General features: G+C 68.8%; 11 protein-coding genes and 1 tRNA gene. 3 read left to right on the plus strand and 9 right to left on the minus strand.

What is annotated here, in order from left to right; translation table 11 throughout:
- The first annotated feature begins 184 nt into the window (after positions 1-184).
- Positions 185-2,083, plus strand: a complete 1,899-nt coding sequence (locus tag IF78_RS0124535; protein ID WP_031484607.1) for a serine/threonine-protein kinase — start codon at positions 185-187, stop codon at positions 2,081-2,083.
- A 42-nt stretch (positions 2,084-2,125) separates the two neighbouring features.
- On the opposite strand, the gene IF78_RS0124540 is transcribed toward IF78_RS0124535, so the two are convergent.
- Positions 2,126-3,460, minus strand: a complete 1,335-nt coding sequence (locus IF78_RS0124540) for a hypothetical protein (RefSeq protein ID WP_031484609.1) — start codon at positions 3,458-3,460, stop codon at positions 2,126-2,128.
- Positions 3,461-3,607: 147 nt separating this feature from the next.
- Between IF78_RS0124540 and IF78_RS47800 the strand changes: the two genes are divergently transcribed.
- Positions 3,608-4,422, plus strand: a protein-coding gene (locus IF78_RS47800) for an IS5 family transposase (RefSeq protein WP_167348329.1) whose coding sequence is annotated in 2 segments (ribosomal slippage) — positions 3,608-3,950 and positions 3,950-4,422 — 816 coding nt in all. Because the reading frame shifts where the segments join, the coding sequence is not laid out codon by codon here.
- Positions 4,423-4,652: 230 nt separating this feature from the next.
- Here the strand turns inward: IF78_RS47800 and IF78_RS49180 are convergent.
- The gene (locus tag IF78_RS49180; protein ID WP_003999697.1) at positions 4,653-4,781 is read right to left on the minus strand and encodes a DLW-39 family protein; all 129 of its coding nucleotides are present in this window, start codon (positions 4,779-4,781) and stop codon (positions 4,653-4,655) included.
- A gap of 347 nt (positions 4,782-5,128) precedes the next feature.
- Here IF78_RS49180 and IF78_RS0124560 point away from each other — a divergent pair, with 347 nt between their 5' ends.
- Complete coding sequence (locus IF78_RS0124560) at positions 5,129-5,509, plus strand: DUF6344 domain-containing protein (RefSeq protein ID WP_031484616.1); 381 nt, start codon at positions 5,129-5,131, stop codon at positions 5,507-5,509.
- Between the two features lie 204 nt (positions 5,510-5,713).
- Here the strand turns inward: IF78_RS0124560 and IF78_RS0124565 are convergent, their stop codons facing one another.
- The 7 genes from IF78_RS0124565 to recF form a co-directional block, all read right to left on the minus strand.
- Positions 5,714-6,457 carry an AAA family ATPase gene (locus tag IF78_RS0124565; RefSeq protein ID WP_031484618.1) on the minus strand — a complete coding sequence of 248 codons (744 nt, stop codon included), beginning with the start codon at positions 6,455-6,457 and terminating at the stop codon, positions 5,714-5,716.
- Positions 6,458-6,582: 125 nt separating this feature from the next.
- Positions 6,583-6,659, minus strand: a tRNA-Ile gene (locus IF78_RS0124570).
- Positions 6,660-6,805: 146 nt separating this feature from the next.
- Positions 6,806-7,606, minus strand: coding sequence for a DUF3566 domain-containing protein (locus IF78_RS0124575; RefSeq protein WP_031484619.1), 801 nt, complete (start codon positions 7,604-7,606; stop codon positions 6,806-6,808).
- Positions 7,607-7,624: 18 nt separating this feature from the next.
- Positions 7,625-10,216, minus strand: coding sequence for a DNA gyrase subunit A (gyrA, locus tag IF78_RS0124580; RefSeq protein ID WP_031484622.1), 2,592 nt, complete (start codon positions 10,214-10,216; stop codon positions 7,625-7,627).
- Positions 10,217-10,258: 42 nt separating this feature from the next.
- Positions 10,259-12,319: a DNA topoisomerase (ATP-hydrolyzing) subunit B gene (gene gyrB / locus IF78_RS0124585; protein WP_199921423.1), complete on the minus strand. Its 2,061-nt coding sequence runs from the start codon at positions 12,317-12,319 to the stop codon at positions 10,259-10,261.
- Positions 12,320-12,838: 519 nt separating this feature from the next.
- Positions 12,839-13,390 (minus strand): DciA family protein, encoded by a 552-nt coding sequence (locus IF78_RS0124590; protein WP_031484625.1) that lies wholly within the window; start codon positions 13,388-13,390, stop codon positions 12,839-12,841.
- Positions 13,387-14,508 carry a DNA replication/repair protein RecF gene (gene recF / locus IF78_RS0124595; protein ID WP_031484627.1) on the minus strand — a complete coding sequence of 374 codons (1,122 nt, stop codon included), beginning with the start codon at positions 14,506-14,508 and terminating at the stop codon, positions 13,387-13,389. The genes IF78_RS0124590 and recF overlap by 4 nt, the downstream gene beginning before the upstream one ends.
- Positions 14,509-14,546: the final 38 nt, after the last annotated feature.

The following is a 14,546-nucleotide window of genomic DNA, read 5'->3' on the forward strand; positions in this document are numbered from 1 at the left end:
GTGGCTCAGCGAGGAGGGTCGGGTCGGGGAGTCCCTGACAACGGAGTCGGAGACGGGGGAATCCGGCAACGGGGAGTCCCATGAGGGAGTCCGTCGGGGGCGAAGGAGTGCAGCGAGGGGGAGTCGTATCGCTCGTAGGGGGAAGCAAGGGGGGTAACCAAAGGGGGAGGAGCGACGCACAGCCATGGGTGAGGTCTTCGCCGGCCGGTACGAACTGGTCGACCCGATCGGACGCGGAGGCGTCGGCGCCGTCTGGCGTGCCTGGGACCACCGCCGGCGCCGGTACGTGGCCGCCAAGGTGCTGCAGCAGAGCGACGCGCACTCGCTGCTGCGGTTCGTCCGCGAACAGGCCCTCCGGATCGATCATCCCCATGTGCTCGCGCCGGCCAGCTGGGCCGCCGACGACGACAAGGTCCTGTTCACCATGGACCTGGTGGCCGGTGGTTCGCTGGTCCATCTCATCGGAGACTACGGTCCCTTGCCGCCTTCCTTCGTCTGCACGCTCCTCGACCAGCTCCTCGCGGGACTGGCCGCGGTGCACGCGGAGGGCGTCGTTCACCGTGACATCAAGCCCGCCAACCTCCTCCTCGAGGCCACCGGCACGGCACGCCCGCGACTGCGCCTGTCCGACTTCGGCATCGCCATGCGGCTGGGCGAGCCGCGCCTGACCGAGACCAACCTCGTGGTGGGGACGCCCGGTTACCTCGCGCCCGAGCAACTCATGGGCGCGGAGCCGGACTTCCCGGCCGATCTGTTCGCCGTAGGACTGGTCGCGCTGTATCTGCTGGAGGGCGCCAAGCCTGACGCCAAGGCGCTCATCCTGTACTTCGCCGAGCATGGAACTCCCAGTGCGCCCAAGGGAATTCCCGAACCTCTGTGGCAGGTCGTGGCCTCGCTGCTGCAGCCGGATCCGCAGGCGCGGTTCCGCACGGCCACGGGTGCGCGCAAGGCGCTCGCGTCGGCCGCCGAACTCCTGCCGGAACCGGGCCCCGACGACGAGCTGATCGAGATCTTCGACCAACTCGGGCCGCTGCCCCCGGGGTACGGACCCAACGGGCCGCTCAAACCGGCTCCAGGTGTCGAAGGGGGCAGGGGTGGCTCCCGGCGGTTCGGGGCGGGCTCGGTGGGGGCGGACGTCACCGGGTCCGCATCGAGCGCCGCCGGCTCCCTCTCAAGCGCCCATGGTTCCGTGTCGAGCGCTCATGGCTCGGGGGCGAACGCTCATGGCTCGGGGGCGGGCATCCATGGATCCGGGGCGGGCGCTTCTGGCTCTGGGCAGACCGGCACCGGCTCCGTGCCGACAGACACCGGGAGCGCAGGCACCGCACCGAGCGATCCGCGTCAGGGTGTCGCCGGGCCGATCCCGGCCGCCGACCTCACGGGGTCCCTGTCCGAGCTCGCTCCGCACATGCCCTTGCCGGGGCCTCAACCCCAGCCGCCGCGGCACCCGCCCTCCGTCCAGGAGCCCTCCGTTCCCTCGCAGTTCGGTGACAGCAGCGGTCCCCTCGCCATGTCGGACACCGGCAGCTTCCCTCTGCCACCGCCACAGGCCACCGGTTCCTCCCCGCAGACTCACACGCCCTCGCCACAGCCACGCCCGGTACAGGCACCACTCCACCCGCAAGCACACAGCCCGAGACACCAGGACGAAGCGCAAGGCCAAGCCCGAGCCCAGGGCCAGGGCCAGGGCCAGGGCCAGGGCCAGGATCACTTCCAGGCCCAGGCACGTGGGGACGCGCAGCACCACTCCGCTCCCCACATCTCCCCCTACGACACCACGCACGTCCTGTCCTCCCCTCCTCGGCACGCACCGCAGTACTCGGCTCAGCCCTCGACGCCGACGCCGTCATCAGACCAACTCGTCGATGCCTCTACTGCTTCGTACACCGCTCAGAGCCCGCAGGTTCCACCTTCGGCGCCCCCACATCCGCAGCCCCGCCGCCGCGGCAGCCATCGCGCCGCCCGCCGTACAGCCCAAGAACGAACACGCCGCCCCGGCCCACCCGCCAAGGTGGCGGTCCCACTCCTGCTGCTTGCGCTGGCCTGCTACGCCGTGGGGTTCTGGGCACTTGCCCAGATCTGACATCGCTGGAGTGATCCAGCCCTCCGCGGACCTCCACCCGCCCTACAAGGCCCCAACCCTCCGCCGAGCCACCACAGCCCACACCCCCAGCACCACCAGCACCAAGGTCCCCCCTCCGATCCCGCTCACCGCGAGTACGGTCATCGCAGGGTCACCGCCGCCCTCGGAACCGTCCCCCGCGACCACCTGCCGATCGCTCGCCGCGACCTGGAAGACACCCTCCGGCTCGGACTGCCCCGCATAACGGGGACCGGTCGCCTCGTCACCCCCGACCCGCACACGCAGCGTCAGCCCGAACGGTCCGTCTCCGTACGTCTCGGCCACCTCGGCAGCGAGATGGACCACGAGGTAGTAGGGCCCGGCGAACCGCATGCCGCTGAACCTTTTGGGGAGGGCGTACCGGTTCTCGTACGCGACCGGTGGGAGAGGGTCGAGTTCGGCGGCGGTCCGTCGGCCGTTGTAGGCGGTGCTCACGTCGTCGACGAAGCCGCGCGCGGGGTTGTAGAGGGCGAGGTTCAGGGCGTAGCCGGCGGAGCCGCCGCCGCTCGAACCGCCCAGTTCGGCGGTGGCGTACAACTGTCGGCCCCAGTCGAGCGGCACCTTGTAGAAGAGCGTTCGGCCGGGCGTGATGTCGGAACGCCAGGCACCCTGGTCGACGGATACCGCCGAGGCGAAGCCGGATCCCCCTTCGCGGGGCACGTCCTCGTCGGTGAGGGGGGCCGGAGAGGCGGAGTTCCAGGCCTCGGGGGCGCTGGTGGCGCCGACCTGCTCCAGGGACGGCTCCGAGGTGGCGAAGAGCTCCAGGTCCCAGGCTTCCGGCGCGGAGTCCGCCCTGCCGACGCGCTGTACGGTCACGTAGTAGGTGCCCGCCTTCTCGCAGCGAGGCCGGTTCGAGGAGGCCTCGCGCACCCCCCATACCGCGATCGGTCGCGCGCTGTGGACGACGCCGAAGTTCTCGCTTCTGAACGAGCAGCGACTGCCGCCGGCGTCCTCCAGGGACACCTTGATGCCGTCGCTCGCGTCGACCGTGCTGCCGGGAGGGGGGATGGCGGTCACGGAGACGTACACGTCAGAGGTGGCGTCGAGGTCGAGGCTGTAGTGGATCTCGCCGCTGCTCGGCAGGGAGCTCTTGTACGTCGCGCCGGGCGTGAGGAGCGGGGCGTCCGTGGTGCTCGGCGAGCCGGGGACGGGGCGGGCGTCCGGTGCGTAGGCGTAGGGGCTGGGCGTTCCGGCCGCGACTGCGGGCTGGGCCGGCAGGGCAACCGTCGTGCCCAGCAGCAGCGCCCCGCCTGCGAGGGCGGCACGCGCGCGTGCCGAGCGCGAGGAATGACCGCGCCGCACCTTCTCGCGACGCCACCGCGCCGTACGCCGCCCCATCACGCGCCACCCCTGTCGTCACCGGACCATGGACGTCGCCCATCCTGCCCAGCCCGGCCTCGCGTCACCCACGCAATCCGTACGGCCGTCCGAAACGCCCGGCTCTAAGACCGTGTCCTACATGGTCAGTTGGCAGTTGAGCTGGGCATGGGGAGTGGACGGTGGGGATGGATCGTTCCGGACGGACTCTGGGAGATCGCCAGGCCTTTGCTGCCGCCGGCGCGGGTGCGGCCGCAGGGCGGAGGGGTGGCCAACATCGATGACGAGGCGGTGTTCGCGGCCATCATCTACATCCTGGTCAGCGGCTGCGCCTGGCGGGCCCTGCCGCCGTGCTTCGGGGCGTCGAAGTCCACGGTGCACCGCCGGTTCCTGATCTGGTCGCGTGCGGGTGTCTGGGGCCGGCTGCACCAGAAGGTGCTCGAACTGCTTGACAGCCAGGGCCTGGTCGACCTCTCCCGGGCAGTGCTCGACTCCGCTCACGTCCGCGCCAAAAAGGGGGCGAACTTGCAGGTCCATCGCCCGTGGACCGGGGCAAGCCAGGTTCCAAGATGCACATCCTGTCCGACGCGAACGGACTGCCCCTACGCGTCGGACTCTCTGCGGCGAACACTCACGACAGCCTCGGGCTGAAGCCGATGGTCGCGCATTTCCACGTAGGACACGAATGGCACAGCGACCATTCCAAACCTCAGCGCCTGCACGCCGACAAAGCGTACGACGTTCCTGACGTGCGGCGATGGCTGCACAGCCAGCGGATCGGCGTCCGCATCGCCCGCAAGGGAATCGACTCAAGCGAACGACTGGGCCGCCGCCGGTGGGTCATCGAGCGCACGATCTCCTGGCTGACCGGCTACCACCGCCTGTCACCCCGTTACGAGCGACATCCCCGCAACTACCTGGCCTTCCTCGGCCTCGCAGCGGCCCTCTGCTGCTACAAACGCCTCGGCAAACTGACCATGTAGGACACGGTCTAAGGCATCCGAACCGCTCGCGCAACTCGACGCAACAGCACTCCACGGCCCGCTCGGGACCCTCCTCAGCCCCTGCTCAGACTCTCCGCAGCGCGCCACTCCCGCACCGCGGCGCGCCACAGGGCCGCACGCACCCGAGCTCCGGCCCTCCACGCCCCCGGACGCACAAAACCCCGACCGCGATGGCGGCCGGGGTCTGCTTCAGTTTCCGATGTGATGGCTCACGAACCCGTGGGCACGGAGTCAGTCGCCTCCGTCCACAGATCCTGCTCGGCGCGATCCGCCTGGATCTGGCGGTACACGAGGAGCCCGCCGATGGCGGCCAGTGCGACCAGGAGAAGCTTCTTCACCGCGCGACCTCGTCTTTCCTTGACGTAGGGGACCTCTGGCGCCCGACTATACACACCGACCGATATCGATCGGTGACCTGCGTCAGAGCTCAACTGCCGTCCGGAACAGCGCAGTAGAAGCGGATTGCACCGCTCCGATCGGAGGGTGATCACACCCCGACAGACGGTAGCTTTCACCCCCATCCCCCCACCTACCGCACTTTCGCCGACTTTCCGGGTCTCTTACACCCATCCGAGTGGTGTTCATCTGAAGATCGACGCGCCACGAGCGTCGGTCCATGACTTCTCGGCCCCCATACACATCATGAGGAAAGTACGCAAATCGCCCAACCCGAAAGTGAGGGGCCATGACCAGGAACAAGGTCATGAACCTGTGGACCAGCATCGTCACCGCCTTCCTCGCGCTGTTCACGGCGCTCGGATTCGTCACGACCACCGCCGCCGCGGCCGTACCGCACACCGAGACGGCGCGCAAGAGCGGCAGCGACGACGGCGACCGCAACACGATGCAGCTCACGGTGCCGGCGATGCCGCAGTGGGCCTGGTCCTACGCCAGATCACTACCGCCCACGATGAAGCAGCGCATCCGCGCCGAGGCCCACGGCAGGACCCCCGGCTGCCGGCACCGCCCTCTGACGGAATCGGAAGCGGCCACGACCACCTCGGCCACCGGCGGGTGCGACTCCGTCGCCGCCCCGGCCCGGCCCCTGGTCCCGCACCAGCGCTGAACCGGCGGTCCGCCCCGAGCCGTCACCGCCAGGCCCGAACTGCAGCACCTCTTCTGCCGGCCGGCACCGAACCGGACGGCACGGAAGCAGCGAGCCGCCTTACCTGGCACGCTCAAGCACCCTTGACGCAGTACCACTGAGCAGAACCACTAAGCAGCGCCCCTGATGCCGTGACTCCCATGACGACGGCCCCTACGGCGAACCTCATCCCCCTTCGACGATGTGCCGGAGATAGGCCTGCGGGTCGTTGAGGTAACGCCGCCAGTGGTCGACGAGCTCCAGATCCCGCCAGTCGGCGGGACGCATTCCGTGGTCGCCCACCTCGATGATCTCGGCGCCGGGCAGCGCCGTCAGCACAGGTGAGTGCGTGGCGCAGATGATCTGCGCGCCGGAACGCCCCAGTTCATGCAGCAGCCCGACGAGTTGAAGACAGGAAGCGAAGGACAGAGCGGCCTCGGGCTCGTCCAGGACGTACAGCCCCCGCTCTCGGAACCGCTCACGGAAGGCCATCAGAAAGCCCTCGCCGTGGCTCATCTCGTCCACGGCCCCGGACAGCCTTCCCGTCTGCTGCTCCCGGCCCAGCGCGTCCAGCGCGGTCTCCGCCCGCAGGAAGAAGCCTCTGCGGCGCGTACGAGGCCCTTGAAGCATACGGCGGCCGGCCACAGTCGCCTCGAAGCGGATCCGCCCGCCCAGTGCCGACGGCTCGCGCCAACTCGCGTACTTGTAGCCCGCGGATCCGCCCCAGGAATCCAGCCCGAACCCCTCCGCCAGCGCCTCGACCAGCGTCGACTTGCCCGAACCGTTCTCCCCCACCAGGAACGTCACCGGCGCGGTGAACTTCAGGCCGTCCTCCAGCAGCTGCCGCACGCACGGCACCGACCACGGCCACTGGCTGCCTTCCCCCAGCTCGCCCTCGGCGACATGCGCGTATGCCCGTTCGACGATCATGCCGCCAGGCTCTCACCCGGCACTGACAATCGAGCTCCCAACGACGGCTTCGGTCGACGGCTTCGATCAACAGCTTCGGTTGAGAACGCAAAAACCCCCAACCGTTATCGGTTGGGGGTTCTGACTGGTGGGGCTAACAGGATTTGAACCTGTGGCCTCATCCTTATCAGGGATGCGCTCTAACCAACTGAGCTATAGCCCCGCCGCGCTTTGCGGTGTGTGTCCCGCGCGCTGACTCCTGAAGATTAGCGCACGACATGGGCAGTCCCAAAATCGGTTGTCGGAGGACCGTCAGGGGAGGTTTGAAACCGCCTCCCGACGGCAACCGTCATCCGGCCTCGGTCACCCTCACTCGTCCTCCGCGAGCGTCAGCTCGACGCCGCCCACGAAGCCGGCGGAGAGGTTGTAGATGAAGGCGCCGAGCGTCGCCAGCGCCGTCGCGAGGACGACGTCGATGACCGCGATGATCGACGTGAACATCAGGACGTGCGGCAGCGACAGGAAGGACTGCAGGTCGAAGCCGTTCGACTCGTTCGAGCCGGTCGCCTCGGAGATCGTGCCGCCGACCGTCGAGAAGACGCCCATCGCGTCCATGACCATCCACAGCACCGCGGCCGCGACGATCGTGCAGATGCCCAGCGCGATGGAGAGCAGGAAGCTGACCTTCATCACCGACCACGGGTCGGCCTTGGCCACGCGCAGGCGCGCCTTGCGGGTGCGCGGCGTCGTGCTCGCTCCCGTGCGCGGCCGGCGTACCGAGCCGGCCGGAGCAGCCGCCTGGTAGGCCTGCGGCGGGTGGTAGGGCCCGGCGGCCTGCTGGGGCTGCCGTTCCCCGGGCAGCGGCGATACCGACGGCGTCTGGGCCGCCTGCTGAGCCCCTGTGGGCGCGGGCTGCGGCTGGGCGCCCGGAGCCGCGCCGGCGGCGTACTGCTGGCTCTGCGGACCTCGGGTGTCCGTCACGGGTCCCCCCTGGGATCCAGATGCGTCGGGCGAGGGCGCGTTCTTCGCGGGCGCCTTGATCGCCTTCAGCTGGGTGGTGTGCGTGTCGGCCGCACGCGCGGCGGAGCCACGGCCGCCGCCGTCCGTCTCGTTACCGGCAGTAGAACCGGTCGAGGTACCGGACGATCCGGCGCCTGTGGCTCCGCTCACGATGACTCTCTCCTCGTGCTACTCGGCCGAGGGCGCCTCGCCCTCGTCCGTGCCGATGGTCGCGGCGGCACCCTCGACGGTCTCGTCGACGGCCACGTCGCCGTCGACCTCCTCCGCCTCGCGCCCCGCCTCGGCGTTACGAGCGATGCCGACCACGGCATCGCGCTTGCCCAGGTTGATCAGTTGGACGCCCATGGTGTCACGGCCCGTCTCCCTGACCTCGTTGACTCGCGTACGAATCACACCGCCGCCCAGCGTGATGGCGAGGATCTCGTCGGTCTCCTCGACCACCAGCGCACCGACGAGAGAACCGCGGTCCTCCACGATCTTGGCGGCCTTGATACCGAGGCCACCGCGACCCTGGACGCGGTACTCGTCGACGGGGGTCCGCTTCGCGTACCCGCCGTCGGTGGCAGTGAACACGAACGTACCGGTTCGAACAACATTCATCGAGAGCAGCTCGTCTCCCTCGCGGAAGCTCATGCCCTTGACACCGGAGGTGGCGCGGCCCATGGGACGCAGCGACTCGTCCGTCGCCGTGAACCTGATCGACTGTGCCTTCTTGCTGATCAGAAGCAGATCGTCGTCCGGCGAGACGAGTTCGGCGCCGATCAGTTCGTCGTCCGAACCGTCCTCGCGCTCACGCAGGTTGATCGCGATCACACCGCCGGAGCGGGGCGAATCGTAATCCTTCAGCGGCGTCTTCTTCACAAGTCCGGCCTTCGTGGCGAGCACCAGGTACGGCGCCGCCTCGTAGTCGCGGATCGCGAGGATCTCGGCGATCGCCTCGTCCGGCTGGAAGGCCAGCAGGTTCGCGACGTGCTGGCCGCGCGCCTCGCGTCCGGCGTCCGGAAGCTCGTACGCCTTCGCCCGGTAGACGCGGCCCTTGTTGGTGAAGAACAGCAGCCAGTGGTGCGTGGTCGACACGAAGAAGTGGTCGACGATGTCGTCCTCCTTCAGCTTCGTGCCGCGTACGCCCTTGCCGCCGCGCTTCTGCGCCCGGTAGTCGACGGTCTTGGTGCGCTTGACGTAACCGCCGCGCGTGACCGTGACGACGATGTCCTCCTCGGCGATCAGGTCCTCGATGGACATGTCGCCGTCGTAGGGCACCAGCATGGTCTTGCGGTCGTCGCCGTACTTCTCGACGATCGCGGCGAGTTCCGCGCTGACAATGCCGCGCTGGCGGACCGGCGAGGCCAGGATCTCGTTGTACTCGGTGATCTTCGCCTGGAGTTCGTCGTGCTCCTGGACGATCTTCTGGCGCTCCAGGGCGGCCAGGCGGCGCAGCTGCATCTCGAGGATGGCGTTGGCCTGGATCTCGTCGATCTCCAGGAGGTCCATCAGGCCCGTGCGCGCGATGTCGACAGTGTCGCTGCGCCGGATCAGCGCGATGACCTCGTCGATGGCGTCCAGGGCCTTGAGGAGACCGCGCAGGATGTGCGCCCGCTCCTCCGCCTTGCGCAGCCGGAAGCGCGTACGGCGGACGATGACCTCGATCTGGTGCGTCACCCAGTGGCGGATGAACGCGTCGAGCGACAACGTCCTCGGCACACCGTCCACCAGCGCCAGCATGTTGGCGCCGAAGTTCGTCTGCAGGTCCGTGTGCTTGTAGAGGTTGTTCAGTACGACCTTGGCGACCGCGTCCCTCTTGAGCACGATGACGAGGCGCTGACCGGTGCGGGACGACGTCTCGTCGCGGACGTCCGCGATGCCGCCGATCTTGCCGTCCTTCACCAGGTCGGCGATCTTCTGCGCGAGGTTGTCCGGGTTGACCTGGTAGGGCAGCTCCGTGACCACCAGGCACTGGCGGTTCTGGATCTCCTCGACCTCGACGACCGCGCGCATGGTGATCGAGCCACGGCCCGTGCGGTACGCCTCCTCGATGCCCTTACGGCCGACCACCAGGGCGCCGGTCGGGAAGTCGGGGCCCTTGATGCGCTCGATCAGGGCGTCGAGGAGCTCCTCGTGGGAGGCCTCCGGGTTCTCCAGGTACCACTGGGCGCCGGCCGCGACCTCGCGCAGGTTGTGCGGCGGGATGTTGGTCGCCATGCCGACCGCGATACCGGCCGAGCCGTTGATCAGCAGGTTCGGGAAGCGGGAGGGCAGGACGGTCGGCTCCTGGGAGCGGCCGTCGTAGTTGTCCGTGAAGTCGACGGTCTCCTCGTCGATGTCGCGGACCATCTCCATCGACAGCGGCGCCATCTTGCACTCGGTGTAGCGCATGGCCGCCGCCGGGTCGTTGCCCGGAGAGCCGAAGTTGCCGTTGGAGTCGACGAGCGGCATGCGCATCGACCACGGCTGGGCCAGGCGGACCAGGGCGTCGTAGATCGAACTGTCGCCGTGGGGGTGGTAGTTACCCATGACGTCGCCGACCACGCGCGCGCACTTGTAGAAGCCGCGCTCGGGGCGGTAGCCGCCGTCGTACATGGCGTACAGGACGCGACGGTGGACGGGCTTGAGGCCGTCCCGGACGTCCGGCAGTGCACGGGAGACGATGACGGACATCGCGTAGTCGAGGTAAGAGCGCTGCATCTCCGTCTCGAGCCCGACGGGCTCGACGCGCAGGATCTGTCCCTCGTCAGGCGTGACGGGAGTGTTCTCGTCGGTCATTGCTGGTGAAGATCCTTCCTGGTGCGGTCAGCTGAGACCGACTCAGATGTCGAGGAAGCGGACGTCCTTGGCGTTGCGCTGGATGAACGCGCGGCGGGCCTCGACGTCCTCGCCCATCAGGACCGAGAACAGGTCGTCGGCCTGGGCGGCGTCGTCGAGGGTGACCTGGCCGAGGACGCGGTGCTCCTGGTCCATGGTGGTCACGCGCAGCTCCTCGGCGTTCATCTCACCGAGGCCCTTGAAGCGCTGGATCGAGTCCTCCTTGACGCGCTTGCCGCGCTGACGGCCCATCTCCAGCAGTGCGTCGCGCTCGCGGTCGGAGTACGCGTACTCGACCTCGTCCCGGCCCCACTTGATCTTGTAGAGCGGGGGACGCGACAGGAACACGTGCCCGGCCTCGACCAGCGGCCGCATGAAGCGGAACAGGAAGGTCAGCAGCAGGGTGTTGATGTGCTGGCCGTCGACGTCGGCGTCCGCCATCAGGATGATCTTGTGGTAGCGGAGCTTCTCGATGTCGAAGTCCTCGTGCACGCCGGTGCCGAAGGCGGAGATCAGCGCCTGGATCTCCTGGTTCTGCAGGATCTTGTCGATCCGCGCCTTCTCGACGTTGAGGATCTTGCCTCGGATCGGGAGGATCGCCTGGTACTGCGGGTTGCGGCCGGACTTGGCCGAGCCGCCGGCGGAGTCACCCTCGACGATGAAGATCTCGCACTTGGTGGGGTCGTTCGACTGGCAGTCGGAGAGCTTGCCCGGCAGGGACGCCGTCTCCAGCAGGCCCTTACGACGCGTCAGGTCACGGGCCTTGCGGGCCGCCACGCGCGCGGTGGCCGCCTGGATGCCCTTGCGGATGATGTCCGCCGCCTCGTTGGGGTTGCGGTCCAGCCAGTCCGCGAGGTGCTCGTAGACGACCTTCTGCACGAAGGTCTTGACCTCGGTGTTGCCCAGCTTGGTCTTGGTCTGGCCCTCGAACTGCGGCTCGCTCAGCTTGACCGAGATGATCGCCGTCAGACCCTCGCGGATGTCGTCGCCCGTGAGGTTGTCGTCCTTTTCACGCAGCAGCTTCTTGTCGCGCGCGTACTTGTTGATCAGCGAGGTCAGCGCGGCGCGGAAGCCCTCTTCGTGCGTACCGCCCTCGTGGGTGTGGATGATGTTGGCGAAGGAGTACACGCCCTCGGTGTAGCTGCTGTTCCACTGCATCGCCACCTCGAGGGACAGGAGCTTCTCCTTGTCCTCGGCCTCCAGGTCGATGACGGTGGGGTGCACCACGTCTCCCTTGCGGGAGTTGAGGTACTTCACGAAGTCGACGATGCCGCCCTCGTAGTGGTAGTCGACCGACTTGACCTCGGCCTTGTCGTCGGCGCCCGCCTCGTCCGCACCTGACGTCGCCTTGGCCGACTCACGCTCGTCGGTGAGTTTGATCCTCAAACCCTTGTTGAGGAACGCCATCTCCTGGAAGCGCCGCGAGAGCGTCTCGAAGGAGTAGTCGGTGGTCTCGAAGATGTCCGGGTCGGCCCAGAAGGTGACCGAGGTGCCGTGCTCCTCGGTGGCCTCGTGCTTGGCGAGCGGGGCGGTGGGGACGCCGAGCTTGTAGTCCTGCGTCCAGCGGTAGCCGTCGGTCTTGACCTCGACGGCGACCTTCGTCGACAGGGCGTTCACCACGGAGACGCCGACGCCGTGCAGACCGCCGGAGACCGCGTAGCCGCCGCCGCCGAACTTGCCGCCCGCGTGCAGGACGGTCAGCACGACCTCGACGGCCGGCTTGCCCTCGGACGGCACGATGCCCACCGGGATGCCACGGCCGTTGTCGACGACCCGGACGCCACCGTCGGCGAGGATCGTGACGTCGATCGTGTCCGCGTGGCCGGCCAGCGCCTCGTCGACTGAGTTGTCGACGACCTCCTGCACCAGGTGGTGGAGTCCTCGCTCACCGGTCGAGCCGATGTACATGCCGGGTCGCTTGCGGACCGCGTCAAGACCCTCGAGGACGGTGATGGCGCTGGCGTCGTACGAGGCGGTGACCTCGCCGTTCGACGGGGTCACCGCGCCGTTGGCGCCGGCGTCGGTGGACGGGATGTTCTCGTTGGGGTTGCCGGAATCGGCCACGAAGCGCCCTTTCTGGCACAGCACGAGCCAGGCTCGTCGGCGGGTTGCCGGAGCGGCTGCGGCATGTTGCGTTGGTAAGCCTTGATCAGCGTTGCTCAGCTTTTCCCGGACGGTCCCCACGATGGGGGCGGGATTGGGCTCCAGTCTACCGGTAGCGCCGACAGTGATGGGGGTTTGCCGGTACCTGAGTCCGCATGTGCCGCCCTGAACCCGGCTCGACCGACTCCCGATATGCGGATGGGGGCTCCAAGAGGCTCACAGCGCCACTCAGCGCTTCGAGCCGTCAACCCTTGGCTACTTCGGAGTCAGGTCGTGATTCGCAACCGCGTGCGGTTGTACGACAGGGAGGTCGCCGGCGGTATCTCATGCCCCGTGCGCGGCTGCTGATGTGATGTCGGTCACCTGTGGCCGACGGGACTGCGGGGACCACTGTGACGGGACTGAGCAGGCGCAGTACACCTGTCGTCGCCGGGCCCTCGCCCAGTGGTTACGGGGTCCGCTCGCCCCGCTCCGGGTTGATCAGCCGTAGGTGTCGCCGGGCCCCGTGCTGCCGGGCGCGCGCAGAAGGCCGTAACGGCGGGCAGGACCACCGGGGCCGTTCACCTTGATCTGCCGTACCGCGCCATGGCCCAGGTCCTCGTTGAGCCGGGCGACGAGCGTCGGGGCGAGCAGCCGCAGGTTCGTCGCCCAGGCCGTCGAGTCGCAGCGCACGACCAGGATCCGCTCGTCCTCGTCGTATTTCTCCGGCACACAGTGCTTGGCGACGTCGTCGCCGACGATCTGCGGCCAGCGGCCCATCACACCGCCCACCGCGGCCGGGGTCTCCCAGCCCCGCTCGGTGATCAAGCGGTTGATGGCAGCGCCGAGCGCCAGGGGGTCGCGGCCGTCGGCCCGGGCGCCGGAGCGCAGGCCCCCGCGCCGCGCCTGCTTCTTCTGCCGCGCCACGTCCCCACGCGCGCGTGCCTGCTCCTTGGCCGCACGCAGCGCCACGCGCGCGAGGTCGACGCCGGAGGGTTCGGGAGCCTTCTTCGACGCGTTCTCGGCCGGGTTCTGCGACGGGTCGTCGCTCATACGCGCTCCACCGTTCCCTCGGACACCGTGTACCGCGCCCCGGTCAGCACATGCGGTACGTCGTCGTCGACCGCGGCGGTCACCAGGACCTGTTCGCCGGGCGCGACGAGCTCGGCCAGGCGCTCACGACGACGGGCGTCCAACTCGGCGAAGACGTCGTCGAGGACCAGCACGGGTTCGTTGCCCTCCGCCCTGAGCAGGTCGTACGACGCCAGCCGCAGCGCCAGCGCGTAGGACCAGGACTCGCCATGGGAGGCGTATCCCTTGGCCGGCAGCTGACCGAGTTTGAGAAGCACATCGTCCCGATGAGGGCCGACGAGCGTGACGCCCCGCTCGATCTCCTGCTTACGGGCCTCGGCGAGCGCCGCCATCAGTTGCTCGAAGAGATCCTCGCGCGTGTGCGCCTCACCGGGGGCCGACGGCTTGTAGTCGAGGGCGACGGGCCCGCCGCCGGGGGCCAGTTGCTCGTACGCCTTGTCGGCCAGCGGCTGGATCGTCGCGATCAGGTCGAGGCGCTGGGCGAGCAACTCGGCGCCCGCGTGCGCGAGATGCTGGTCCCAGACGTCGAGTGTGGACAGGTCCATGGAGCGGCCGCCGTGCCTTCTCGCGAGCGCGGCCGACTTCAGGAGGGTGTTGCGCTGCTTGAGCACCCGCTCGTAGTCGGAGCGGACGCCCGCCATGCGCGGGGAGCGGGCGGTGATCAGTTCGTCGAGGAAGCGGCGCCGCTCCCCGGGGTCGCCCTTGACCAGGGCGAGGTCCTCCGGCGCGAACAGGACGGTCCGCACGATGCCGAGTACGTCACGGGGTCTGACCTGCGAGGACCTGTTGATGCGGGCCCGGTTGGCCTTGCCGGGGTTCAGCTCGAGCTCGACCAGCTGCTGCCGGTCGCCCTGCCGCACCTGCGCCCGGATGATCGCCCGGTCGGCGCCCATGCGGACCAGGGGGGCGTCGGAGGCGACGCGATGGCTGCCGAGGGTGGCGAGATAGCCGACGGCCTCGACGAGGTTCGTCTTGCCCTGGCCGTTGGGGCCCACGAAGGCGGTGACGCCCGGATCCAGCGGAACTTCGACCCGGGCGTACGAGCGGAAGTCGGCCAGCGACAAGTGCGTGACGTGCATGGTCGTTCGCCGACCTCCCCCAACGTGTCCTTGTACTT

This window comes from Streptomyces bicolor (assembly GCF_000719285.1).
Lineage (GTDB): Bacteria > Actinomycetota > Actinomycetes > Streptomycetales > Streptomycetaceae > Streptomyces > Streptomyces bicolor.

Excerpts from the sequence above, each read along its gene's own strand:
- IF78_RS0124535 (WP_031484607.1), top strand. The coding sequence starts at position 185 with ATGGGTGAGGTCTTCGCCGGCCGGTACGAACTGGTCGACCCGATCGGA.
- IF78_RS0124540 (WP_031484609.1), bottom strand. The coding sequence starts at position 3,460 with ATGGGGCGGCGTACGGCGCGGTGGCGTCGCGAGAAGGTGCGGCGCGGT.
- IF78_RS0124560 (WP_031484616.1), top strand. The coding sequence starts at position 5,129 with ATGACCAGGAACAAGGTCATGAACCTGTGGACCAGCATCGTCACCGCC.
- IF78_RS0124565 (WP_031484618.1), bottom strand. The coding sequence starts at position 6,457 with ATGATCGTCGAACGGGCATACGCGCATGTCGCCGAGGGCGAGCTGGGG.
- gyrA (WP_031484622.1), bottom strand. The coding sequence starts at position 10,216 with ATGACCGACGAGAACACTCCCGTCACGCCTGACGAGGGACAGATCCTG.
- IF78_RS0124590 (WP_031484625.1), bottom strand. The coding sequence starts at position 13,390 with ATGAGCGACGACCCGTCGCAGAACCCGGCCGAGAACGCGTCGAAGAAG.
- recF (WP_031484627.1), bottom strand. The coding sequence starts at position 14,508 with ATGCACGTCACGCACTTGTCGCTGGCCGACTTCCGCTCGTACGCCCGG.